General features: G+C 66.5%; 19 protein-coding genes and 1 tRNA gene. 12 read left to right on the plus strand and 8 right to left on the minus strand.

Features of this window, described 5'->3' with window-relative positions; genetic code table 11:
* Window positions 1–118 precede the first annotated feature (118 nt).
* Together WFH00_RS02530 and WFH00_RS02535 are read right to left on the minus strand one after the other, a co-directional pair.
* Window positions 119–844, minus strand: coding sequence for a DUF3027 domain-containing protein (locus WFH00_RS02530; RefSeq protein ID WP_336659021.1), 726 nt, complete (start codon window positions 842–844; stop codon window positions 119–121).
* Entirely contained in the window at window positions 837–1214 is a 378-nt protein-coding gene (locus WFH00_RS02535; RefSeq protein ID WP_336659022.1) for a cold-shock protein, read from the minus strand. The genes WFH00_RS02530 and WFH00_RS02535 overlap by 8 nt, the downstream gene beginning before the upstream one ends.
* Window positions 1215–1352: 138 nt before the next feature.
* Between WFH00_RS02535 and WFH00_RS02540 the strand changes: the two genes are divergently transcribed.
* The 11 genes from WFH00_RS02540 to WFH00_RS02590 all read left to right on the plus strand — a co-directional run bounded on the left by WFH00_RS02540 (window position 1353) and on the right by WFH00_RS02590 (window position 15394).
* A complete protein-coding gene (locus tag WFH00_RS02540; protein ID WP_336659023.1) occupies window positions 1353–1634 on the plus strand; it encodes a hypothetical protein in 282 nt (93 codons plus the stop codon).
* Between the two features lie 15 nt (window positions 1635–1649).
* The gene (locus tag WFH00_RS02545; RefSeq protein ID WP_336659024.1) at window positions 1650–3491 is read left to right on the plus strand and encodes a helicase-associated domain-containing protein; all 1842 of its coding nucleotides are present in this window, start codon (window positions 1650–1652) and stop codon (window positions 3489–3491) included.
* Between the two features lie 85 nt (window positions 3492–3576).
* Window positions 3577–5247, plus strand: a complete 1671-nt coding sequence (locus tag WFH00_RS02550; RefSeq protein ID WP_336659025.1) for a DNA repair helicase XPB — start codon at window positions 3577–3579, stop codon at window positions 5245–5247.
* A 150-nt stretch (window positions 5248–5397) separates the two neighbouring features.
* On the plus strand, window positions 5398–6426 hold the full coding sequence (locus WFH00_RS02555) for a LacI family DNA-binding transcriptional regulator (protein WP_336659026.1): 1029 nt from the start codon (window positions 5398–5400) through the stop codon (window positions 6424–6426).
* 80 nt (window positions 6427–6506) lie between these two features.
* A complete protein-coding gene (gene mmsA / locus WFH00_RS02560; protein WP_442918766.1) occupies window positions 6507–8096 on the plus strand; it encodes a multiple monosaccharide ABC transporter ATP-binding protein in 1590 nt (529 codons plus the stop codon).
* Window positions 8093–9517, plus strand: a complete 1425-nt coding sequence (gene mmsB / locus WFH00_RS02565) for a multiple monosaccharide ABC transporter permease (protein ID WP_336659027.1) — start codon at window positions 8093–8095, stop codon at window positions 9515–9517. The genes mmsA and mmsB overlap by 4 nt, the downstream gene beginning before the upstream one ends.
* A gap of 132 nt (window positions 9518–9649) precedes the next feature.
* Window positions 9650–10777, plus strand: a complete 1128-nt coding sequence (locus tag WFH00_RS02570) for a sugar-binding protein (RefSeq protein WP_336659028.1) — start codon at window positions 9650–9652, stop codon at window positions 10775–10777.
* Between the two features lie 84 nt (window positions 10778–10861).
* Window positions 10862–12121: an AGE family epimerase/isomerase gene (locus tag WFH00_RS02575; RefSeq protein WP_336659029.1), complete on the plus strand. Its 1260-nt coding sequence runs from the start codon at window positions 10862–10864 to the stop codon at window positions 12119–12121.
* A complete protein-coding gene (locus tag WFH00_RS02580; RefSeq protein WP_336659030.1) occupies window positions 12118–13077 on the plus strand; it encodes a carbohydrate kinase family protein in 960 nt (319 codons plus the stop codon). The genes WFH00_RS02575 and WFH00_RS02580 overlap by 4 nt, the downstream gene beginning before the upstream one ends.
* Window positions 13078–13131: 54 nt before the next feature.
* Complete coding sequence (locus tag WFH00_RS02585) at window positions 13132–13833, plus strand: response regulator transcription factor (RefSeq protein WP_336659031.1); 702 nt, start codon at window positions 13132–13134, stop codon at window positions 13831–13833.
* Between the two features lies 1 nt (window position 13834).
* Entirely contained in the window at window positions 13835–15394 is a 1560-nt protein-coding gene (locus WFH00_RS02590; RefSeq protein WP_336659032.1) for a sensor histidine kinase, read from the plus strand.
* 109 nt (window positions 15395–15503) lie between these two features.
* On the opposite strand, the gene groL is transcribed toward WFH00_RS02590, so the two are convergent.
* Together groL and WFH00_RS02600 are read right to left on the minus strand one after the other, a co-directional pair.
* Window positions 15504–17123, minus strand: coding sequence for a chaperonin GroEL (groL, locus tag WFH00_RS02595; RefSeq protein WP_336659033.1), 1620 nt, complete (start codon window positions 17121–17123; stop codon window positions 15504–15506).
* Between the two features lie 191 nt (window positions 17124–17314).
* Entirely contained in the window at window positions 17315–18196 is an 882-nt protein-coding gene (locus tag WFH00_RS02600) for a LytR C-terminal domain-containing protein (RefSeq protein ID WP_336659034.1), read from the minus strand.
* A gap of 253 nt (window positions 18197–18449) precedes the next feature.
* Here WFH00_RS02600 and WFH00_RS02605 point away from each other — a divergent pair, with 253 nt between their 5' ends.
* Window positions 18450–19019, plus strand: a complete 570-nt coding sequence (locus WFH00_RS02605; protein WP_336659035.1) for a nitroreductase family protein — start codon at window positions 18450–18452, stop codon at window positions 19017–19019.
* A 16-nt stretch (window positions 19020–19035) separates the two neighbouring features.
* Here the strand turns inward: WFH00_RS02605 and WFH00_RS02610 are convergent, their stop codons facing one another.
* The 4 genes from WFH00_RS02610 to secA all read right to left on the minus strand — a co-directional run bounded on the left by WFH00_RS02610 (window position 19036) and on the right by secA (window position 24382).
* Window positions 19036–19983 (minus strand): DMT family transporter, encoded by a 948-nt coding sequence (locus WFH00_RS02610; protein WP_336659036.1) that lies wholly within the window; start codon window positions 19981–19983, stop codon window positions 19036–19038.
* Between the two features lie 481 nt (window positions 19984–20464).
* Window positions 20465–20537 (minus strand) — tRNA-Thr (locus tag WFH00_RS02615).
* A gap of 35 nt (window positions 20538–20572) precedes the next feature.
* Complete coding sequence (locus WFH00_RS02620; RefSeq protein ID WP_336659037.1) at window positions 20573–21535, minus strand: DsbA family protein; 963 nt, start codon at window positions 21533–21535, stop codon at window positions 20573–20575.
* 60 nt (window positions 21536–21595) lie between these two features.
* Complete coding sequence (secA, locus tag WFH00_RS02625; RefSeq protein ID WP_336659038.1) at window positions 21596–24382, minus strand: preprotein translocase subunit SecA; 2787 nt, start codon at window positions 24380–24382, stop codon at window positions 21596–21598.
* Window positions 24383–24526: the final 144 nt, after the last annotated feature.

The following is a 24526-nucleotide window of genomic DNA, read 5'->3' on the forward strand; positions in this document are numbered from 1 at the left end:
GGTTCTGGATCCGGGAAAACTACGTATCTTCTTCGCGGAAGAGCACGGCCAGGAGGGCGCACGCATGAAAGCGCCCCCGGTCTCGAGGGACCGGGGGCGCTCATTTCACTGCTTCGGATTACTCCTCTTCGGAGGGGTGTGCATTCCTCGATCGAGGATCGCCAGCCGAGTTGTCTGCTGAGCCCTCGGCGGCGGAGTCGCTGTCGTCGGAATCGACGTCATCCGTGTCGATGTCGTCGGAGTCATCATCGAAAAGCTCAGTGTCGTCGGCGTCGTCCCCGAGTCCTTCGTCGTCGTCCTCGTCGTCGGCGTCGAGTTCGTCATCGTCGTCCCCGACGCCCATCGATTCTTCATCGAGCTCCACGCCGTCGATATCGTCATCGTGGTCGTCGTCGAAATCCTCGTCCCCGCTGAACTCGACATCAGCGTCAGCGTCGTCGTCGCCGTCGTCGCCATTCTCGCCGTCTGGCGACTCCGAGGCCTGCTTCGCTTGAGCGTCGCGGTACTGCGCGAGACGCTCCGACCACGGCACCCATTCCGGCGCCACCACCGCGCCCGCACCCGGGAGCAGCTCGACCTCGAGCACGGTCACCGGCGCGTTCTCGTCGGTGCGCGCAAGCGTCGCGGCCCACCGCCACCCCGGGTACCCGGGCAGCCGGCACTCGAAGAACAGCGTGAGCACGTGCTCCTCGTTGACCTCGAAGCCGTCCGGACTCCCGATCGAAGCCGCGGAAGTGATCTCGAGAAGCGCGTCTCGCGCTTGGTCGCGCGACTCGAGCAGCACGCTATCCGGCGCGAGAGACATGGAATTCTCGACCGTCGTGGGCTCCTCCGGCTCAGACATCGAAGTCATCCGCGACTCGACGCAGCATGGTTGCGATCTTGCGCGACTGCGAGCGCTCCGGGTATTGCCCGTGCTTGAGTCGTTCCCCGAGGCCATCGAGCAACTTCACGAGGTCCTCAATAATCACGGCCATCTCGTCGGCAGACTTGCGATTCCGCTTGGCGAGTCGAGGGGTGTCGAGCACACGCACCGACAGAGCTTGCGGGCCGCGACGACCGTCAGCAACGCTGTACTCCAGCCGAGTTCCCGCCTGAACCTCGAGGTCCGCGGGCAGCACGGAAGCGTGAAGATACACCTGCGCTCCGTCGTCCCCCTGGATAAAGCCGAAGCCCTTCTCCTCGTCGTAGAACCTGACCTTGCCGTTCGGCATGCCTCGTCCTTTCCGTTCTTGGGGCTCTGCCGCGTTCCGCTCACGTCCGTTCGCGAGCGCGGCTGCCCGCATATCCCGCCAATTGTAGCGGGGGATACTGCCGACGCACTGAGGCCCCGAGCGGATAGCATGGAGCGGATGCCCACCGAATCCTCCCCCGCAGAATCCAGCTCGCCGTCGCTCGTCGAGCGAGTGCTCGCGTACGCCTCGCTCGCAATCATCGCTGTTGCGCTGATTTCGTTCTTCGGCACACTGATCGTCGGCCTAAACGACCGTGAAGCGTTGGCGCAGGGCTTCTGGCCGGTCGTCTACGCCATCTCGATGATCGGCCTTCCGATCGGCTTCGCGCTGCTGATCCTCCTTCTGATCCTGAGTCAGCGCCGCCGCCGCGCAGACGCCCGGAGGCTCTCCGGTCGCTAGACCGGGGTGCACTGCATGAGCGGCACTCTCGCGCTCGCCTCCGCGCTCGCGGAGATGGAACGCGACGAACTCGCGGCGTTGGTACGCGCGCGACCACCCCACTCCCCTGGTGCGATCGCAGATCCGATCGGGCTGGCTTCGGAGCTCTTGAAAACCGAGTCGATCACTCGCGCAATCGCGACGCTGGATCGCGAGCACCTTGCGGTGCTCGCCGCCGATGACGCATATGCGCCCGAGTTTTCGGATCAGATCGCTGAGGAACTCCTCGAACTCGGCCTGCTGGGGAGAGATCGCGGCGCTGTGGTGCGTCTTCCCGAGGTCACCGCAGCACTGAGCGATGCCCTCGCAGCCCGCGGCGGCGCGCTTGAAGACATGCGAACGGATCCCGTCGAGAGCGAAGAGCTCCCGGAGATCGATCTCAGCGTCTGGTTCACCGCGGCACTGACCGCGGTCGGTCAGGCTGCGGAGTGTCTGCGTTCGCTTCGCGACCGGCCGGGCAAGCTCAACCGCTCGGGCAGCATCGCGGTCGCCACTCTGAAACAGCTCTCCGAAGCCACCAGCATCGAGATCGATGACGTGGCACTCGTGCTCGCCGCTCTGCGGCGCGCCGAGCTCGTCATCCCGCTCACGCACGATCACCTCCTGGTGGCCTCGGCGCGGGCCCGCCAGTGGCTCGGGCTCACCCATACGGCTCGGTGGATCCGCCTCGCCCGCGCAGCGCACCAGACGATGCCGACTGAGCTGCGCACGGAGTGGGCGCGCGCCGCGGCGGATCGCGAAGACGCGCAACCGCACAGCCTCAGTGTGCTCGCATCGTCGATACCCCACCGCTACCCACTGCTCCCCTCCGCGGAGTTCGAGAACATCGAGGAGTTCGTGCGACTGAGCGAGTACCTCGGGCTGACACACGAGGGAAGACTGACTCCGATCGCGAGCACTCTCCTGGCAACCGGGGCAATCGATGAGGCAGTGGTCGCGCGCGCGATGCCGGACGCGGCGCCGGGGGTCTACGTGCAGCCCGACCTCAGCGTTGTGGTGCCCGGGCCCCTCGATCCGGAGAACGAGGCGAGCTTGGCAGTCCTCGCCCGAGCCGAGCACATCGGCGTGGCTTCGACCCGCAGGATCAGCGAATCGTCGATCACGGAAGCGTACGAGCGCGGACTCACCCCGGCCGCCGCCCGCAAAGCATTCGAAGGAGTCTCGCTCACCGGCATCCCGCAGCCGCTCGAGTATCTGCTCGAATCCATCGGCAATCGCGTCGGTGGAATCGTCGTCGGTGAGGTCGACAGCGACCTGGGGCGCACGCGCATCACCATTGCTCGCGACGATACCGCGCACGCGCTGCTCGTCGATCGCTCGTTGCATCACCTGCAGCTGCAGCGGTCGGGTGAGTCCGAGACGGAACTGTTCTCCCGGCTCAGCGTTGATCACGTGCTCGCCGCGCTCACCGATGCTCGCTATCACGCGTCGTTGCAGGACGCGGCGCCTCGAGCGGAGGCGCTCGAGGGCGCCGTCGACGATGAGGCAGCAGCGGATCGTAGGTCAGCGCGGTCGCCCGCCACTCGAGTCTCAGCGGAAGACGGCCCCGCGATCCCGAACCCGCTCACGGAACTCGCCGAACGGGTTTACGCTACAGCCCGCGCCGTGCCCGGCACGGGAGATTACACACGACGCCTCGAGCTCGCGATCCGTGACCGAAGCCTGGTTCTCGTCACCGCGGAGGCTCGCGGGGAGGAGCGCACATTCACGCTGCTGCCCGTTGCCCTGAGCGCGGGGCGGCTGCGCGCCGCCGATCAGGCCGCCGGGGTCGAGCGCACCATTCCCGTGAGCATGATCACCGGGGTCGAACCGGCGTAGACGCGGTGCGCCGCGGCCACGTCTGGTCATCGAACTCGTCGCACGCCTCCTCTCCGCACAGCGCAGCGCGGTAGACTTGCACGTTATGACTCTGGGCCCCCTCATCGTGCAGAGCGACCACACCGTTCTCCTCGAGGTCGCGCATCCCGACGCGGAGGACGCGCGCCACGAACTCGCGGTGTTCGCGGAGCTCGAACGCGCGCCCGAGCACATACACACGTACCGCGTGACGCGGCTCGGCCTCTGGAACGCACGCGCCGCCGGGCACACTGCGGAGGAGATTCTCGACACCCTGAACCGTTACGCGAAGTTCCCGGTGCCGAGCGGGGTTGCGAGCGAGATCCAGGACACCATGCGCCGCTACGGGCGGCTGACGATCGAGCGCGCTCCGGTCGCGGGCTCCGAGAGCGGCTCCGATGCTGATGACGAAACGCAGCTCGTGCTGCGGTCGGAGGACCCAATGGTGCTGCGCGAGGTGGCGAGCGCGAAGAAGATCGCGTCGCTCCTCGGAAATCGCATCGACGAGCACACGTTCCCCGTCGAGCCTTGGGCGCGCGGTGAGCTAAAGCAGCAGCTCGTCGCGCGCGGCTGGCCCGCGGAGGACCTCGCGGGGTACACGCCGGGCGAGCCCTACGACATCGCGCTCGTGGAGGACGGCTGGACGCTCCGCGATTACCAAGCGAAGGCGGTCGACGCGTTTGAGCGGGGCGGTTCCGGTGTCGTGGTGCTTCCCTGCGGCGCGGGCAAGACCATCGTCGGCGCCGCATCGATGGCGGCGGTCGGAGCGAAGACCCTGATCCTCGTGACCAACGCCGTCTCGGCGCGCCAGTGGCGAGATGAGCTACTCCGTCGAACTAGCCTCACCGAAGACGAGATCGGCGAGTATTCGGGACAGGTCAAGGAGATCAAGCCGGTCACGATAGCGACGTACCAGATCTTGACGAGCCGCCGGAAGGGCGAATACCAGCACCTCTCGCTGCTCGACGCCGAGGACTGGGGCGTGATCGTATACGACGAGGTGCATCTCCTTCCGGCACCTGTATTCAAACTCACCGCCGACCTGCAGGCACGCCGTCGACTCGGGCTCACCGCGACGCTCGTGCGCGAGGACGGCCGGGAGAGCGACGTCTTCAGCCTCATCGGCCCGAAGCGCTACGACGCCGCGTGGAAGGACATCGAGGCTCAGGGCTTCATCGCACCCGCCGAATGCTTCGAGGTGCGCGTGGACTTCGGCGAGGGCGAACGCTTGGACTACGCGGTTGCCGAGGACCAGGAACGGTATCGCATCGCGTCGAGCGCGCTCATCAAGCAGCCGATCGCCCAGCGCATCATCGATCGGCATCCGGGCGAAAGCGTGCTCGTGATCGGCCAGTACATCGATCAGCTCGAGTCGATGGCCGAGGCGCTGCAGGCTCCGCTCATCACCGGCCAGACTCCGGTCGACGAGCGCGAGCGCCTCTTCCAGGCGTTCCGCTCGGGCGAAGAGCGGATCCTCGTCGTCTCGAAGGTCGCAAACTTCTCCGTAGACCTTCCGGACGCCTCGGTCGCGATTCAGATCTCGGGCTCCTTCGGCTCCCGCCAGGAGGAGGCGCAGCGACTTGGACGCCTCCTTCGCCCGAAGTCGAACGGCGCGACCGCCTCGTTCTACACCCTCATCACGCGAGATACGGTGGATCAGGACTTCGCGCAGAACCGACAGCGGTTCCTCGCCGAGCAGGGGTACGCCTACACGATTCTCGACGCCGAAGACCTGTAGATCGGGCCGTCGGTTTGCGGGCTGTTCGCGAGCCGTTCGCGGGCGTTTCGCGATGATCCGGGCGCTGCCAGACCGAAATGACCGCGCCCTGCTGCTCCATCTGGTCGATAATGTGAACGTGCACATTCGAAACGCAGCGCGGAGGACCTAATGTCCGGGAACGGGGAAACGAAGCCTCGGCCGGCGAGCATTCGCGATGTCGCACGCCTCGCCTCGGTGTCGCACCAGACGGTCTCCCGGGTGCTCAATGATCATCCGAGCATTCGCGAAGAGACGCGTCAGCGGGTGCTCGACGCGATCCGGACCCTCGATTACCGCCCGAACCTCGCGGCTCGGGCCCTCGCCTCCTCCCGCACGAACCTCCTCGGCATCCTTTCGGCCACGGTGGGCGAGTACGGCACCACCTCGGCCATTGTCGCGATCGAGCAGGCCGCGCGCGAGCACGGGTACTCGATCAGCACGCTCAACCTTGCCGACTCGACCCCCGAGGCCATCGGTGAAGCGGTGCGGCTCCTCCAGCACGAGCAGGTCGACGGGATCATCGTGCTCGCCCCGCAACTGCGCGTGTACAACGTCATCGGCGGGCTGGGTCTCTCGATTCCGGTCGTCAGCCTGCAGACGTCGGCGGGCGGCAGCGCTGAACGTGTCGCGGAGGACCAGGTGGACGGCGCACGCCTCGCGGTCGAGCACCTGCTCGCACTCGGGCATACGGACGTGCTCCACCTAGCGGGCCCCCAGGACTGGATCGAGGCGGAATCGCGGATGCGCGGTTACCTCGACGCGATGTCTGCTGCGGACCTCAGCGCGATCCCGCCGATTCGAGGGGATTGGACGGCCGACTTCGGATACTTTGCGGGGCGGGAGCTCGCGGCCAGACGCGACTTCACCGCCGTCTTCGCGGCGAACGACCTGATGGCTATCGGGCTGATGCACGGATTCCGCGACGCGGGCGTGGCCGTGCCCGCGGAGATGAGCGTCATCGGCTTCGACGATGTGCCGGTGGCACGGCACGTATGGCCCACCCTCTCGACGGTGCGCATCGACTTCACCGAGCTTGGGCGACGCGCCGTAACGCATCTCCTCGCAGCGATCGACGGCTCCGCTCCTCCGGCCTTCGGACTGCTGCACCCCGAACTCATCGCACGAGACTCGACAAGAAGGTACGCAACGCATCGGTAACGTTTTTGTTACCTGCCGACAACGTATTGACACGGGGCGTAACATCATTGACGATGTGAACGGTCACAAAAGGGGTCGGGATGAACGACAGCGAGGTCACACGAGTGGAAGCCCAGTCAAATTCGCAGCACGGGGCGCCCGCGCTCCAGATGCGGGACATCACCAAGGTCTTTCCCGGCGTGAAGGCCCTCTCGAACGTTTCGCTCACCGTTCGACCGGCGACGATCCACGCGATCTGCGGTGAGAACGGCGCCGGCAAGTCGACGCTCATGAAGGTGCTCTCCGGCGTCTACCCGCACGGCACCTATGAGGGCGAGATCATCGTCGAGGGCCAGCCCATGCAGTTCCGCGACATCCGCGCGAGCGAAGAAGCCGGCATCGTCATCATCCACCAGGAGCTCGCCCTCATCCCCGAGCTCTCGATCACCGAGAACATCTTCCTCGGCAACGAGATGCGGCGGGGCTTCGCGATCGATTGGCAGGCGGCCCGCACGCGCACCGCCGAACTGCTCGAGCGAGTCGGCCTCCGCGAGGATCCGGACACCCCGATCAAGACGCTCGGTGTGGGCAAGCAGCAGCTGATCGAGATCGCGAAGGCCCTCAACAAGAACGTGCGCCTCCTCATCCTCGATGAGCCCACAGCGGCACTCAATGACACCGACTCGGAGCACCTGCTCGGTCTGATCCGCGACCTGCGTGAGCGGGGCATCGCCTCCATCATCATCAGCCACAAGCTCAACGAGATCGAGCAGATCGCCGACGACATCACGATCATCCGTGACGGGCGCGTCGTCGAGACGCTCGACGTGAAGCAGGGCGCGATCAACGAGGACCGCATCATTCACGGCATGGTCGGCCGTTCCCTCGAGAACCGCTACCCCGACCGCACACCGAACCCGGGCGAGGTCTTCTTCGAGGTCAAGGACTGGGTCGTGCAGCACCCGACCGTCCCGGAGCGCTACGTCGTGAAGGGCTCGAGCTTCAACGTGCGTCGCGGCGAGGTCGTCGGCATCGCGGGCCTCATGGGCGCTGGTCGAACCGAGCTCGCAATGAGCGTCTTCGGCCGCTCGTACGGTCGCTTCATCTCCGGAACCATCACGAAGGACGGCGCTGAAATCTCGTTGCCGGATGTGCCTGCCGCGATCCGCCACGGAATCGCGTACGTGAGTGAGGATCGCAAGACCCTCGGGCTCAATTTGCTCGACTCCATCAAGCGCTCGGTCGTCGCGGCGAAACTCTCCAAGATCACGCATCGCGGCATGGTGGACGCGCGCGAGGAGCGCATCGTCGCCGAGGAATACCGGAAGTCACTGCGCATCAAGACTCCCGACGTCAACAATGGGGTCGCGAGCCTCTCGGGCGGCAACCAGCAGAAGGTGGTGCTCGCGAAGTGGATGTTCACGGACCCCGACCTGCTGATCCTCGACGAGCCGACCCGCGGCATCGACGTCGGCGCGAAGTACGAGATCTACTCGATCATCAATGAGCTCGCGAACGCTGGAAAAGGCGTCGTCGTGATCTCGAGCGAGCTCCCCGAGCTGCTCGGCATCTGCGACCGCATCTACACAGTGTTCGAGGGCCGCATCACCGACTGCATCCCCGCCGAAACGGCGACTCCCGAGACGCTCATGCGCAGCATGACGTCGCTGAACGAAAAGGCACACGCATGACGAAGACCGACACGACGACCGAGCATCGCGGCTTCCGGTTCTCCGACATCAGGAAGATGTTCGGCGGAGGGCAGTCCACACTGCGTCAGTTCGGCATCCTGGGCAGCCTCATCGCCATCATCCTGATCTTCCAGATCTTCTCGAACGGCCTGACGCTCTCCCCCGGCAACGTCATCAACGTGATGCAGCAGTACTCGTACATCCTGATCCTCGCGATCGGCATGGTGATGGTCATCATCATGGGTCACATCGATCTGTCGGTCGGCTCCGTGGCGGCCTTCGTCGGCATCGTGGTCGCGAAGTCGATGGCCGAGTGGAACTTCCCGTGGTGGGCCGCGATCCTCCTCGGCCTCGCCCTTGGCGCGCTCGTCGGAGCGTGGCAGGGCCTCTGGGTGGCGTACGTCGGCGTGCCGGCGTTCATCGTGACCCTCGCGGGCATGCTGTTCTTCCGCGGCGCCAACCAGTGGATCGGCGATTCGATCTCGGTGCCGGTGCCTCGCGAGTTCGTCATCATCGGCGCCGGCTACCTGCCGGAGATCGCGATCCCGATCCCGTACAACGTGCCGACGCTCATCCTCGGTCTGCTCGCGGCTGCGTGGCTCGTCTTCTTCGAGTGGCGCACGCGTCGCCAGCAGAAGAAGATGGGTGCGGATCGCGCGCCGCTCTGGGTCAGCGTCGTCAAGGTCGTGCTGCTCTGCGCCGTCATCATCGGCGCTGCCTTCCTCTTCGCGAGCGGCCGCCCCGGCACGAGCTTCCCGATCTCGGGCCTGATTCTCCTCGCGCTCGTCATCCTCTACTCCTTCGTGACGAACCACACCGTGTTCGGTCGGCACATCTACGCCGTCGGCGGCAACCGGCAGGCCGCGAAGCTCTCGGGCGTCAAGGATCGCCGCGTCGACTTCTTCGTCATGATGAACATGTCGGTGCTCGCGGCGGTTGCGGGCATGATCTTCGTGGCGCGCTCGCAGGCGTCCGGCCCTCAGGACGGCAACGGCTGGGAACTCGACGCCATCGCGGCCGTCTTCATCGGCGGCGCAGCGGTCTCCGGCGGCATCGGCACCGTAATCGGCTCGATCATCGGTGGTCTCGTGATGGCGTTCCTGAACAACGGCATGCAGCTGCTCAGCTTCGGCGCCGACACCGTGCAGATGGTGAAGGGTGCGGTGCTGCTCGTCGCGGTCGGCATCGACGCCTACAACAAGCAGCAGGGCCGGCCCTCGGTGCTCGGGTTCCTCACGAAGCGCCGCAAGCCCGCCGGCGAGTTCGGCGCGATCGACACGACTCCCATCGGGGCGCGCGCGATGCAGGCCGAAAACGGGAGCGCGACCTCGGCCACCCCGGGCGGCTCAGGTGATGACGCGCCGACCCCCGCAGGGTCACGGGCGGCGGATCCCGGTAGCCCGACCCCGCCCGCGGTCTGAGGCAGCTCCACCGCCCCGACCTTTCCCGCCGCTCGCGCGGCATCCACCCAACTTCTCCCGAGGGCGACAGCCCGAAGAGAGAATCCGGCTCCCGACGACGAGGGCCATCCACACAGAAAGTGAACGGAACCAATGAACAAGAGAATCCTCCTCTCGGCGGGCGCCCTGCTCGCCACGGCAGCACTGGCGCTCACCGGCTGCTCCTCGGAGCGCGGTGGCAGCGATGCAGGCGGCTCCTCCGACTCGGCTGAGGCGACGACCGGCTTCGAGGCCGGCTCGACCATCGGCGTCGCGCTCCCCGACAAGACCAGCGAGAACTGGGTGCTCGCGGGCAAGCTCTTCACCGACGGTCTCGAAGAGGCCGGCTACAAGGCTGACGTGCAGTACGCTCCCGCGTCGAACACCGTCGCCGAGCAGCAGAACCAGATCCAGGCAATGGTCACCGGCGGCGCCAAGGTGATCATCGTCGGCGCGAAGGACGGCAAGCAGCTCGGCACGCAGGTGCAGGCCGCGAAGGACGCCGGCGCGACCGTCATCGCGTACGACCGCCTCATCGAGAACACCGAGGCAGTCGACTACTACGTCGCGTTCGACAACTTCAAGGTCGGTCAGCTGCAGGGCCAGGCTCTGCTCGACGGGCTCGAAGAGCGCGCCGATCACGATGCTCCCTACAACATCGAGCTCTTCTCCGGCTCGACCGACGACGCGAACTCGGCCGTGTTCTTCAACGGCGCGATGGACGTGCTGCAGCCCAAGATCGACGACGGCACGCTCGTCGTGGGATCGGGTCAGACCGAGATCCAGCAGACCGCGACCGCCGGCTGGAAGGCCGAGAACGCGCAGAGCCGCATGGACACCATCCTGACCTCCGCTTACAGCAGCGAGGACCTCGACGGCGTGCTCTCCCCCAACGACACGCTCGCCCGCGCCGTGCTCACTTCAGTGGAGCAGGCCGGCAAGCCGCTTCCCGTCGTGACCGGTCAGGACTCCGAGGTCGAGTCGGTGCGCTCCATCATGGAGGGCAAGCAGTACTCGACCATCAACAAGGACACCGCCCTGCTCGTCGAGCAGACCATCAAGATGGTCGGCCAGCTGCAGGAAGGCTCCGACGTCGACGTCAACGACACCGACCAGTACGACAACGGCTCGAAGGTCGTTCCCGCGTACCTGCTCGACCCGGTGATCGTCACGAAGGACAACGCCGCTGACGCCTACAAGAACGTTCCGAGCCTGCTCGAGATCGTGAAGGAATACAACTAGGTCGAATCGACCACGTGAGCTGCGCCGAGGTATGGCAGGATCGATCTGCCGTGCCTCGGCGCAGCGCTGTGTGAAAGGTTGCGCATGCATCTCCCGGAAACCACCGACGCCGAAGACTTCGCCATCGACAGCGACGCGCACCGACGATGGCTCGAAGCAGAGGCGAAGCTCCTGCTCGAGTTCGCAGAACCCGCTCTCGATGCTCGCGGCGGTTTCGTCTGGCTTGATGACGCGGGATCGCCCGTGCCGGCCGAGGGTTCGCAGCTCTGGCTGGTGGGCCGCTACACGTACTGCGCCGTGCTCGGCCACCTGCTCGGTGTTCCCGGTCAGGCAGAGCGCGTCGAACACGGTCTCGCCCACCTCCGCGAGGGAGCGCTGCGCGATCGCGAGAACGGCGGGTGGTTCACGACCGTCGGGGCAGCGGATCCGGAGACGAACTCCGACGCGAAGGAGAGCTACGGACACGCGTTCGTGCTGCTGGCAGCCGCATCGGCGAAGCTCGCCGGTTTTGACGCCGACGACCTCTACGCCGACGTGCTGCGCGAGCTCGACCGCTGGTGGGAAGTCGACGCCGGAATGTACGCGGACACCTGGAACCGCGACTTCACGGTGCTCGACCCGTACCGCGGCGCAAATCCGAACATGCACCTCGTCGAGGCGAGCCTCCTCGCCTTCGAGGCGGACGGCAACATCCGCCACATCGAGCGCGCCAGCTCGATCGCGCGCCGCGTCATCGCCGACGTCACCGCGCAGAACGACTGGCGCCTCCCCGAGCATTACCTCGAGGACTGGACGCCCGACCCCGAATACGGAGCCGACTCCCCAGACAGCCACTTCCGCCCGTATGGGGCGACCGTGGGGCACTGGCTCGAGTGGGCGCGTCTCCTTATCGCGCTCGAGGCGGCCCAGCGCGAGGTGTTCGGCGTCTCTGACTCGTGGATGATCCCCGCCTCGCAGCACCTCTTCGCTCGCGCCGTGCAGGACGCGTGGGACGAGGAACGCGGCGGCTTCGCCTTCAGCACGGACTGGGAGGGCAACGTACTGAACGACCACCGCTTCCACTGGGTGATCGCCGAGGCGATCGGCACCTCTGCCGCGCTCTACCGCGTGACGGGCAACGAGGCCTACGCGCAGTGGTACGCCCGCAGCTGGGCCTACGCGGCCGAGCACCACATCGAGTCGGATGGGAGCTGGATTCACGAGCTTGACGCCGACGGTGAGCGCGCGAGTGGTACGTGGAGCGGCAAGCCCGACCTCTACCACGCGCTGCAGGCCACACTGTTCGCGCGGCTCCCGGTCACGCAGAGCGTGACGCACGGCCTGCGTTCGGGCGCGCTGGCGTGAGCGCCCGCTCCGCCGCTGTCACCGGCTCGGCCTCTGCCGGGGGCTCGGCCGCTGCCGCGGGCTCTGACCACGGTGCAGCGCCGCGCGCGCTGGTGTTCGGGGAGGCGCTCGTCGACGTGATCAACGGGGTCGCGCTCCCCGGCGGCTCACCCCTCAACGTGGCGGTCGGGCTCAGCCGCCTCGGCGTGCGCACGCGCCTCGCCGCGCGACTCGGCGCCGACGCGCACGGGTCGCTGATCGTCGAGCACCTCGAGGAGTCACACGTCGAGTTCGCGCCTCCCGTCGCCGGCGCAGAGACCTCCCGGGCCGAAGTGACGCTCGACGAGGCAGGCCACGCGACTTACCGCTTCGTGCTCGACTCAGCTCTGCCGGATACCCCGCTCGCGGGGGTCGAGCTCGTGCACACCGGGTCGCTCGGGGCCGTGCTCGATCCGGGTGCCTCGACGGTGCTGCAGGCGTTCAGCGCCGCCGGCCCGCAGCTGCGCAGCTACGACCCGAATATCCGGCCACAGCTCATGACGGATCGAGACGCGACCATTGCGCAGGTCGAACGTCTGGCTTCGCTGAGCCACATCGTGAAGCTCAGCGACGAAGACGCGCAGTGGCTGTACCCCGACCGCGCGCCCGAGGAGGCACTCGATCGGTTCCTCGCTCTGGGCACCCGGCTTGCCGTGCTCACCCGCGGCGCCGAAGGGTGCGTCGCCCGAACAGCGGAGCACACCCTGCGCGCTGCCTCGGAGCGCATCGTGGTCGCGGACACCGTCGGCGCGGGCGACTCGTTCATGGCGGCCCTGCTCACCGCGGTGCTCGACGGGCCCCTCGCCGGGGCGCTGCGGGCAGGCTCCGCCCCGGATCCTGCCCCCGTCGAAGCCGCCTTGCGTTTCGCGTCGCGCGTCGCCGCCATCACCGCGTCTCGCGTCGGCGCGAACCCGCCCTGGGTGCGCGAGCTGGAGTGACACGCCGGCACGAACTTCCAGGCACTTCATAGCAAACAGTCAGAGACTGGGAATATGAACACTCAGCACAAGGGACCCCGGATTCTTATCGTCGATGACGAGCCCAGCATCCGCGAGCTGCTCAGCACGAGCTTGCGCTTCGCCGGGTTCGGAGTGCGCGCAGTGGGCAACGGCGCGCAGACCATCTCGGCCGTGCTCGAGGAGGAACCCGACCTCATCGTGCTCGACGTGATGCTGCCCGACATGAACGGGTTCAGCGTGACGAAGCGTCTGCGCTCCGCGGGCTACACCGCGCCAATCATCTTCCTCACCGCGAAGGACGACACCGAGGACAAGGTCGAGGGACTCACCGTCGGCGGCGACGATTATGTGACGAAGCCGTTCAGCCTCGACGAGATCATCGCGCGCATCAAGGCCGTGCTGCGCCGCACCATCCAGGAAGATGAGGACTCGGTGCTGAGCGTCGGGCCCATCACGATGGATCAGGACACGCACGAGGTGACGGTCCAGGGCGCGTCGGTCGAGCTCTCCCCCACCGAGTTCAAACTGCTGCGCTACCTCATGCAGAACGCGAACCGCGTGCTGTCGAAGGCGCAGATTCTCGATCACGTGTGGGAGTACGACTTCAACGGCGACGCCGGCATCGTCGAGTCGTACATCTCGTACCTGCGCCGCAAGCTCGACCCGCTCACCGACGAATCGCTGATCCAGACGAAGCGCGGCTTCGGCTACATGCTCAAGACCGAAGTGAAGTAGCGTGGCGCGGCCCAACTGGACCGAGCGTTGGGCCGATGTCTCGCTTCGCGCGAAGATCACCGGCGTCACCGTCTTCATCCTTTTCCTCGGGCTCATCGTCGCCGGCGTGGGCACCCTCGCGGTGCTGCAGCCGATGCTGAACTCGAATCAGACGCAGGCGCTGGAGCGATTGCGGAACGACCCCACCAACGCGCTCCGACCCTTTGCGAACGTCAACGGGCTGGAGCCCGAAGATATCACTCAGGCGCCGCAGGGATACTACGTCGCGCAACTCGACGAAAACGGCGACATCGTGCGAGACAATACGCGCGATCTCGATAGCCGGGCTCTTCCCACAGTGCCCGACGGCCTGCTCACGATCGATGCGGTCGTGCAGCGGTACGCGAGTGCTCTCGTACCGCTGCACTCCGGCGACGGCACCAAGTGGAACGCTGTGGTGAAACCGATCAGCGTAGACGGACAGGTGAGGGGCACGCTGCTCATCGCGTCGTCCACGGCCCCCGTGACGCAGACGGTCGCGCAATACATCATCATCTTCACGGGGTTCGGGATCGCGGTGATCCTCCTGGGTGCAGCGCTCACGCGCCTCCTCGTGACCGCCACCTTCCTTCCCCTCGCCGAGGTCGAGCGTACGGCGCTCGAGATCGCGCGTGGTGACTACTCGAAGCGCATCATGATTTCGAGCCCGCACACCGAGGTCGGGCACCTCGGCCAGTCGCTCAACATCATGCTCGACCGGCTCGACGGTTCGCTCGAGGATCGCTCCCGCACCATCGAGCGGATGCGGCGATTCATCGGCGACGCCAGCCACGAGCTGCGCACGCCCCTCGTGTCCGTGCGCGGCTACGCGGAGCTCTACCGCATGGGCGCGCTGCAGGAGGAGGAAAACGTCGCTCAGGCGATGGAGCGCATCGAGAAGGAGGCGATCCGGATGACCTCCCTCGTGGAGGATCTGCTCGCTCTTGCGCGCCTCGACGAGCGGCGTGCCCTCGAAATCGCACCGCTCCCCCTCAATCAGCTTGCCACTGACGCGGCGCTCGATGCTCGCGCTCAGGCGCCGGACCGCGAGGTGACCGTGATCACCGACCCCACGGAGCCCGCGGTGATCGGCGACGAACACAAGGTGCGGCAGCTCATGACCAACCTGCTGGGCAACGCGATGCGTCACACGCCGAGCGGGAGTCCGATCGAGCTCGTGGTGTCGAGCCCGGTGTCCGGGGGCGATGCGGCGGAGGCCACGAGTGCGTCAGGCACGTCTGCGGCGGCGACGCCGGCCGTAGCGGCGCCCTTCGCGCGCTTCGAGATCGTCGACCACGGTGAGGGCGTGCCCGAGCAGATCCGCGACAAGATCTTCGGGCGCTTCTGGCGCGCCGATACGTCTCGCAATCGCGAGACCGGCGGCTCGGGGCTCGGGCTCGCGATCGTGAAGTCGATCGTCGATGCGCACGGGGGCTCGGTGAGCGTTCACGAGACGGCGGGCGGCGGGGCGACCTTCCGCGTCGATCTGCCGAGTGCGCCGCCCTCGGACGACACCGTGCCGATCCGCCGTCTGCCCGCCTAGCCGCTGCCGATCTCGCCCCGCCTGCCGCCTAGCCCCGCCCCCACAAACGACAGTAGGGGCCGCACCCGAAGGTGCGACCCCTACCGCAACTGACTGAGTCAGCGAGGACTTAGAAGTCCATGCCACCCGTCGGGTCAGCGGGAGCGGCGGATGCCGGCTCCGGCTTGTCGGCCACGACGGCCTCGGTGGTGAGGAACAGGCCGGCGATCGACGCAGCGTTCTGCAGCGCTGAGCGGGTGACCTTCGCCGGGTCCAGGATGCCCTGGGCCACGAGGTCGCCGTACTCGCCCGTCGCCGCGTTCAGGCCGTGACCGATCGGCAGGTTCGCGACGCGATCCGCGACGACGCCCGGCTCGAGGCCAGCGTTCTGAGCGATCTGGCGCAGCGGAGCCTCGATAGCGGTCTGCACGATCTTCGCGCCTACAGCCTCGTCGCCCGAGAGCTCGAGGCCCTCGAACACGTCCTTGCCGGCCTGGATCAGCGCGACGCCGCCGCCGGGGAGCACGCCCTCGTCGACCGCAGCCTTCGCGTTGCGGACAGCATCCTCGATGCGGTGCTTGCGCTCCTTGAGCTCGACCTCGGTCGCAGCGCCAGCCTTGATGACGGCCACGCCACCGGCGAGCTTCGCGAGGCGCTCCTGCAGCTTCTCGCGATCGTAGTCGCTGTCGGTGTTGTCGATCTCGCGGCGAATCTGGGTTACGCGGCCCTGAATCGCCTCTTCGTCGCCGCCACCCTGCACGATGGTGGTCTCATCCTTGGTGATGATGACCTTGCGCGCGGTGCCGAGCATGTCGAGGGTGGTGTTCTCGAGCTTGAGGCCGACCTCCTCGGAGATGACCTGACCACCGGTGAGGATCGCGATGTCCTGCAGCATCGCCTTACGACGATCGCCGAAGCCCGGAGCCTTGACGGCTGCCGACTTGAAAATGCCGCGGATCTTGTTGAGCACGAGGGTAGCGAGCGCTTCGCCCTCGACATCCTCGGCGAGGATGAGGAGCTGCTTGCCCGACTGGATCACGGGATCGACGACGGGGAGCAGGTCCTTGATGTTCGAGACCTTGCTGTTGACGATGAGGATGTAGGGATCCTCGAAGACCGCCTCCTGGCGATCAGCGTCGGTGACGAAGTACGCCGACAGGTAGCCCTTGTCGAAGCGCATGCCCTCGGTCAGCTCGAGCTCGGTGCCGAAGGTGTTCGACTCCTCGACGGTGACGACGCCTTCCTTGCCGACCTTGTCGATCGCCTCAGCGATGAGCTGGCCGATCTGCTCATCAGCTGCCGAGATCGAAGCGGTAGCCGCGATCTGATCGGTGGTCTCGATCTCCTGAGCGTTCTCGAGGAGCTTCGCCGAAACTGCCGCAACGGCCTTCTCGATGCCCTTCTTGATCGCGATGGGGTCGCTACCAGCGGAGACGTTGCGCAGTCCCTCGCGCACGAGCGCCTGAGCCAGCACGGTTGCGGTGGTGGTGCCGTCGCCCGCGACGTCGTCGGTCTTCTTCGCGACCTCCTTGACGAGCTCAGCACCGATCTTCTCGTAGGGATCGTCGAGCTCGATCTCCTTGGCGATGGAGACACCGTCGTTGGTGATCGTGGGGGCGCCCCACTTCTTCTCCAGGACGACGTTGCGGCCACGCGGGCCCAGCGTCACCTTCACAGCGTCAGCAAGGGTGTTCAGACCCCGCTCGAGTCCACGACGCGCTTCCTCATCAAACGCAATGATCTTTGCCATGTATTCGCCCCTCCCGGACGTTCTCGGTGTGGTGAGCACCGTGCCGACGCGGAACGCCTGCGCACGGGTGTTTAGCACTCAGTCAGATCGACTGCTAACACCAATCTTGGCACTCCCACACTGCGAGTGCAAGCGCCGCCGCTCGCGCACAGCGAACACTCCGTGAACGGGGCGCGCGCAGGAGTTCCGCCCTACTGGGTGGCGGGAAGGCCGGTCGCAGGATCGGTCGGAAGACCGGTCGCGGGATCGATGGGGAAGCCCGTCACCGGATCCGTCGGCATGCCGGTCGCCGGATCGATCGGGTACCCGGTCGCGGCATCCACGTCCCAGCCGGTGTCCGGGTCGATGTCACGCCCGGTGTCCGGGTTGATCTCGCGACCGGTGTCGGGGTTCACCTCGCGCTGAGCCTCCCCCGACGCGTCCGCGTCAGCCTCGGCCTGAGCGCTCTCATCGCTCGCGCTGTCGCCCTCTTCGGCTGCGAGCTTCGCCGCTTCATCCAGCCCCGGGCCGGTGTAGTCAGCCCCGAGCAGCACCACGAGTTGCACGTCGTACTGCTCGTAATCGGCAGAGGTGTATGTGGAAACACCGCCCAGTTTCTCGGCAAGGCCGGCCGCTGCCGCCGCATCGTCCTCATCGTTGTAGAACACGGCTGAAATCGCGACGTCGCTCGACTCCGCGCTTCCCGAGAACCCGATCGTTCCCCACTCTTCTTTGGTGATGATCGAGTCCACGGCGGCAGCGAGATACTTCGTAGTCGTGCCATTCAGCACCGCGACCGTCGCATCGGGATCCAGCTTCGCCTCTGCCTCTGCGGGCTTCGACGGCTCGCTTCCCGCCGATGGAGACAGGCGCGAGTCGCCCGTGCTGCCGATGCTCTGTACCGCGAATATGCCGAGGGTGGTGAGCAAGGCGAACGCGACAAGACCCGCGACCAGGTACTGCCAGATATACCGTGGACGAGCCGTCACTCGGTGCGCGCCCACCCTGCCGGTGTGCTGCACCCGGTCGAAGCGGTCTTCCGGGTACAACTGACGCGTGCTCGGACGTGTACTTCCCTCGTCCCGTTGCGCCACTCGTCACCCTCCGCTGTCGACCACCCTTGAGCTCGCGTCTCCGCGAGATGTCACCACACTACCGGGACTGGGCTGCCAGGACGGTGACAGGCGGCGAAGCGATTCCAGGTTCCCGCGTAGACTGGCGGCGCCCAGTTGAGACTTCGGAGGTGGCGATGACGAAGGCCGCGCCCAGCTCGCACTCGCGAGATCGCGTTCGTCCCACCCCGCAACTGACGACGAACAAGGAACTGGAGATCGAACAGTGACAGGCATGCCGCGCCCTGTTTTTGATGCCATCCGTAAGCGTCGGTCTCATTCGAAGGTCACGGAGGAGGCGCCCAGTTCTGACGAACTGAGGGAGCTGCTTTCGGTGCTCTCGAGCGTCGCGGACCACTCCGGGCTTCGCCCCTGGCGGATCATCGAACTCCGCGGGGACGATCGTGCGCGGCTCGGTGAGGGCCTCGCCGCGGCGGCCGACGAGGACCCAGCCAAGTACATCGCGAAGGCGAAGCGAGCGCCGCTGGTGCTCGCCGTCGTAGTCTGCCCGCGCGAGGGCAAGATTCCGGTCTGGGAACAGGAGGCGGTCGCGAGCGGCGTCGCTCACTACCTAGGTCTTCTCCTGCAGGAGGCCGGCTGGGGATCGATCTGGCGCACCGGATCGCTGACGCGTAAGAAGGCCGTGCGCCGAGCACTCGGCGTGAAGAAGCCCGATTATCTCCTCGGCTGGTTGTACGTCGGCGGGATCCCTCAGCGCGATCACAAGTCGAAACCCCGGAAGCCGCTCGACGTGAGCAAGCATCTCAGTTCACTCGCGCCCTCGTCCCCCGAGAGCTCCGAATAGCGCGGGAGCCGATCCGCTATCGAGTGGCGCGCGAGCGCCGCTGCTTTGAGGGGAGCGCCGCAACAGCGACCGCGAGGAGCGCCAGCGCCGATCCGGCGATCATTCCGCGCGTGAGTCCGCCGCCGAGCGGGAGGCCCGCCTCGAATGCGACGGCGGCAACGAGCTGCCCCGCCACGTTCGACATGCTCAGCAGCAATACCCCTGCGGTCCTCACGAGCATAGCCGCCGCCGCGATGAAGAGCGTGCCGATGCAGCCGCCGAGATACAAGTACGGTTCGGTTGGCCAGTGCGCCGGGAGACCGTGCAGCGCGACCGAAATCACGGCCATGATCACCAGGATCGTCGTGCCGGCCACGAAGTTGACGAAGGTCGACGTGACCGCGCTCTGAGCTGCGGCACGCACGACACCGTTCACCATCGACTGCGCCGCGACGCAAACGCCGACGATGAATGGAAAGAAAACGAGCCACACGCCGGGGGCGCCTCCGAACCCGACTGAAAGCGCGACCGCTGCGACCGCGAGCACCGTGCCGGTGATGCGGGTCGGCGACGGATCGATGCGACCGCCCGGCCCGAGACCCGCCCGGTCGAAGATCAAGCCGCCGAGCACCTGGCCGGCGACGATTCCGACGGTGAAGAGCGCGAGCCCGGTGATCGGAGCCACGAGCCCCTGCCCCAGCACGAACAGCGCGCCGCCGAGGCCACCGAGAAGCGTCCACACGGGAAGCGCGCCGCTGCGCACCTCAGCGCGGACGCGTTGGATCCCCCGCCGTGCGCGTGGAGTGGCGAGCAGCACTATGGTCAGCACGACGAGCCCCGAACCGAAGGAGACGGCGGCCGCCACGTATCCGTCTCCGAGCTCTGCGCTCAGCCCGCCGTTGATACGCGATTGCACTGCGACGAGCACACCGGCGAGCCCGGACGCGAGGAGCGCCGCCCAGATGGGGAACTTGGAGTGCGGCATTCCGCCCACTCTACTCCGGCTCGGTTCGCAGGCCTTTCGGACTTGCTCGCCGCGCTTGAAGCAACGCGACGCGTTGCGCGCGGCGAGCCGACGAAGCTGCGCTTCGTCGGTATCGGTTCGCAGGCCGATAGGCGGCGACGCAAAAGGCCCCGCGCATGCGGGGCCTTTTCGCGGAGCCCACCCCGCGCTGCGCTCCGTGGGCTGCCGCTGTAGCGGCACCGGCTCCGCGTCGAAACGCTTCGCGTTTCTCCTTGAGCCCACCCCGCGCTACGCTCCATGGGCTGCCGCTGTAGCGGCACCGGCTCCGCGTCGAAACGCTACGCGTTTCTCCTTGAGCCGCCTATCGGACTTGCTCGCCGCGCTTGAAGCAACGTGACGCGTTGCGCGCGGCGAGCCGACGAAGCTGCGCTTCGTCGGTATCGGTTCGCAGGCCGATAGGCGGCGACGCAAAAGGCCCCGCGACTGCGGGGCCTTTTCGCGGAGCCGCCTATCGGACTCGAACCGATCACCTGCGCTTTACAAGGGCGCTGCTCTACCAGATGAGCTAAGGCGGCATGAGGGCGGTCGCGGAACGACCGCCCTGTATATTCTACTTCTCGTCGGCGGCCTTATCCGACGACTCGTCGCTCTTCTGCTCGAGTTCGCTCTTCACCTTGAGCAGGTACGATTCGAGGTCGCCGTCGCGGTTCGGGCTCCACTGCTGCCCGTTGACGATGACGGTGGGCGTGCTGATGAGGCGCTGCGGCTCGTCGGCGTCCTGCAGCGTCTGGTTGTCGGGTCCGAGCAGCTGGGCACCCTTGGCGAGGCCGAGAATGCCCTCCTCGCTCACCTGCTTGTAGTTCGCGGAGATGAAGTTCGCGAAGCGACGATCCTTGACGCACTGTTTCAGCTCGGTGTTCACCTCGGCGCCCACGGCTTCCGCCTGCTCGAGGAGTTCCGCATCAGTGAGACCGGCGGTGTTCTCCGCGGGCTGCACGTCGGCGCTCAGCAGCGCGTTGTGCAGCTTGAAGGCGACGTCGGGCTGCTGGTCGACGACGCAGCTGAAGAGGTTCGCTGCTCGCGTCGAGTACTTCGTGCCGAGCGAGCTATTGTCGAGGAAGTTGAGCGGGTACAGTTCGAGCTGCACGTCTCCGGCGCCGACATAGTTCTCGAGCATCGTGCCGTACTGCTGCTCGAACTGGCCGCAGAAGGGGCACATGTAGTCGGCGTACACCGCTACCTCGACTGGGAGGGTGTCGAAGTCAGCCTCGGGCGCGACGCGGTCCTCACCGGGCTCCAGCGCCGGCCCCTCGATCACCTTCAGATCCTTGGTGAACACCGCGCCACCCGACGCCATATTGGCGGGCCCGGGACCTGCCGGCTTCACGGACTGAGTCAGCACGAGTGCGACGATCGCGAGAATGGCGATCACGCCGACCGCGATACCGCCCTGCAGGTAGAGGCGATTGCGCTTCTCCCGCTTCTTCTCCTGCTCGCGTGCCGCAGCGGCCTGCGCGCGGGCTTCAGCGCGTCGTTCGTTCTTGGTCGGACGCGGGTTCGTCTCGTTCGCCATAGATGTTCTCTCGCTCGGTCCGCCGGAGCGGATCACGGGTGGTTGCAGCGCGAAAGCGCCTTACTTCTTCTTCTCGGAGCGCCGCTCGGCGCGGTTCTTCGCGCCGTTGCCGCTTGCCTGACCGAAGGCGCCGCGCGGCTCCTCCGCGGGGGCCGCCGCGCCGCCCCTTCCGGGCGTGGCTCGCGACGCCGCGGACATGCGCGCGGACTTCGCACCCGACGGGCTCTTCGCGCCGCTCACCTCGGGTTCGCCATCTTCGCTCGGCGCGCTGTAGCTCAGCTTCGACTGGTCGGCGCTCTGCTCCGCTTCGAGGCCGCCGCCCTCGAGGTGCACGTGATCCTGCGGCCCCGCGGCCGGACGCACCTGGACCTCGAGGTTGTAGAGCAGCCCCAGCGACTCCTCCTTGATCTGCCCCATCATGCCCTCGAACATGTTGAAGCCCTCGCGCTGGTATTCGACGAGCGGATCGCGCTGCGCCATCGCGCGGAGCCCGATGCCCTCCTTGAGGTACTCCATCTCGTAGAGGTGATCGCGCCAGCGGCGGTCAATGGTCGCGAGCACAACACGGCGCTCGAGCTCCCGCATCGCCTCGGCCCCGAGGGTCTCCTCGCGCTTCTCATATGCAACTTCGGCGTCCGAGAGAATCTCGCGACGCAGGAAGGCACGGTCGACGCGGCGGGATCCACCGGCCTCCGCCAGCAGCTCGTCGACGGTGAGCCCGACCGGGTACACCTGACGCAGGTCGTTGAAGAGCGCGTCGAAGTCCCAGTCGCCGTCGTGCCCGTGCGAGTCGAGAATCGCGTCGATCGTCTGCTCACGGAACGTGTCGATGCGCGACTCTATCTCTTCGCCGTCGAGGATCTGCTGACGGTCGTGGTAGATCGCCTTACGCTGACGATCAAGGACGTCGTCGTACTTGAGGACGTTCTTGCGGATCTCAGCGTTGCGCTGCTCGACCTGGCTCTGCGCACTCTGGATCGCGCGCGTCACCACCTTCGACTCGATCGCGAGATCGTCGGGGAAGCTGTCTCGGTTCATCAGCGCAGCCGCAGCGCCCGAGTTGAAGAGGCGCATGAGGTCGTCGCCGAGCGACAGGTAGAAGCGGCTCTCGCCGGGGTCGCCCTGTCGACCCGAGCGGCCGCGCAGCTGGTTGTCGATGCGGCGCGACTCGTGCCGCTCGGTGCCGAGCACGTAGAGACCACCGACCTCGATGACCTTGTCGGCCTCGACGGCGACGGCTTCTTTCACGGAGGCGAACACGTCGTCCCAGGCGGCCTCGTAGGCGTCCGGGTCGTCCTCGGTCGACAACCCCCGCGACGTCATCTCCTGCACCGCGAGGAACTCGGCGTTGCCGCCGAGCATGATGTCGGTGCCACGACCGGCCATGTTCGTAGCGACGGTCACCGCTCCGAGGCGACCGGCCTGGGCGATGATCGCGGCCTCACGCGCGTGGTTCTTCGCGTTGAGCACCTCGTGGCGCACACCGGCCTTCGCGAGCAGACGAGAGAGGTACTCGCTCTTCTCGACGCTCGTCGTGCCGACGAGCACCGGCTGCCCCTTCTCGTAACGCTCAGCGATGTCCACGACGACCTGCGCGAACTTCGCTTCTTCGTTCTTGTAAACGAGGTCCGGCTGATCCTTGCGCTGCATCGTGCGGTTCGTCGGGATCGGAACCACGCCGAGCTTGTACGTCGACATGAACTCGCTCGCCTCGGTTTCGGCGGTGCCGGTCATGCCGGAGAGCTTCTCGTACAGGCGGAAGTAGTTCTGCAGGGTGACGGTCGCGAGCATTTGGTTCTCGGCCTTGACCTGCACCCCTTCCTTGGCCTCGATCGCCTGGTGCATGCCCTCGTTGTAGCGACGACCCGCCAGAATACGGCCGGTGTGCTCGTCGACGATGAGCACCTCGCCGTTCAGCACGACGTAGTCCTTGTCGCGCGTGAACAGCGCGTTCGCCTTGATCGAGTTGTTCAGGAACGAGATCAGCGGGGTATTGACCGACTCGTACAGGTTCGTGATGCCGAGGTAGTCCTCGACCTTCTCGATGCCCGGCTCGAGCACGCCGACGGTGCGCTTCTTCTCGTCGACCTCGTAGTCGACCCCTGCCTCGAGCTTGCGCGCGATTCGCGCGAACTCGTTGAACCAACGGTTCGCGTCGCCGGACGACGGTCCCGAGATGATGAGAGGCGTACGAGCCTCGTCGATGAGGATCGAGTCGACCTCGTCGATGATCGCGAAGAAGTGACCGCGCTGCACGCGCTCGGCCGCCGTGGAGGCCATGTTGTCGCGCAGGTAATCGAAGCCGAACTCATTGTTCGTGCCGTACGTGATGTCAGCGTTGTACTGCTCGCGGCGCGTTGCGGGATCCTGCCCCGACACGATGCAGCCCGTGGACATTCCGAGCGCGCGGAACACGCGGCCCATCAGGTCGCTCTGATAGCTCGCGAGGTAGTCGTTCACAGTGACGATGTGGACGCCCTTGCCCGCGAGTGCGTTCAGGTATGCCGGCATCGTCGCCACGAGCGTCTTGCCTTCACCGGTCTTCATCTCGGAGATGTTTCCCTGGTGCAGGTTCGCGCCACCCATGATCTGCACGGGGAAAGGGTTGAGGCCGATGGTGCGCTTCGCGGCCTCACGCACGGCGGCGAACGCCTCAGGGAGCAAGTCGTCGAGCGATTCGCCCTTTTCAAGGCGCTCGCGGAACTCCGTGGTCTCCTCGCGCAGCTCCTCGTCGCTCAGTTCGGAGAAGGTGCCCTCGAGGTCCGCCACGAGCTTCGCCTGGCGCTCGAGCTTCTTCAAGATGCGACCTTCGCCGACGCGAAGAAGCTTTTCGAGAACTGTGGCCACGTTGTCTCTCCTGTACGTTCTGCACGGTGAGGCACCTCGGCTGAGGGCCGCCGTTGTTGTCAAATTGTGACAACGCCCCAGCTTAGCAATGGCTATCTGTCGTGCGGCTGGGGAGATGCCAATATAGGTGTTCGGAGCGGCGGG

The organism is Leucobacter sp. USHLN153 (genome assembly GCF_037145615.1).
In the GTDB taxonomy this organism is placed as follows: domain Bacteria; phylum Actinomycetota; class Actinomycetes; order Actinomycetales; family Microbacteriaceae; genus Leucobacter.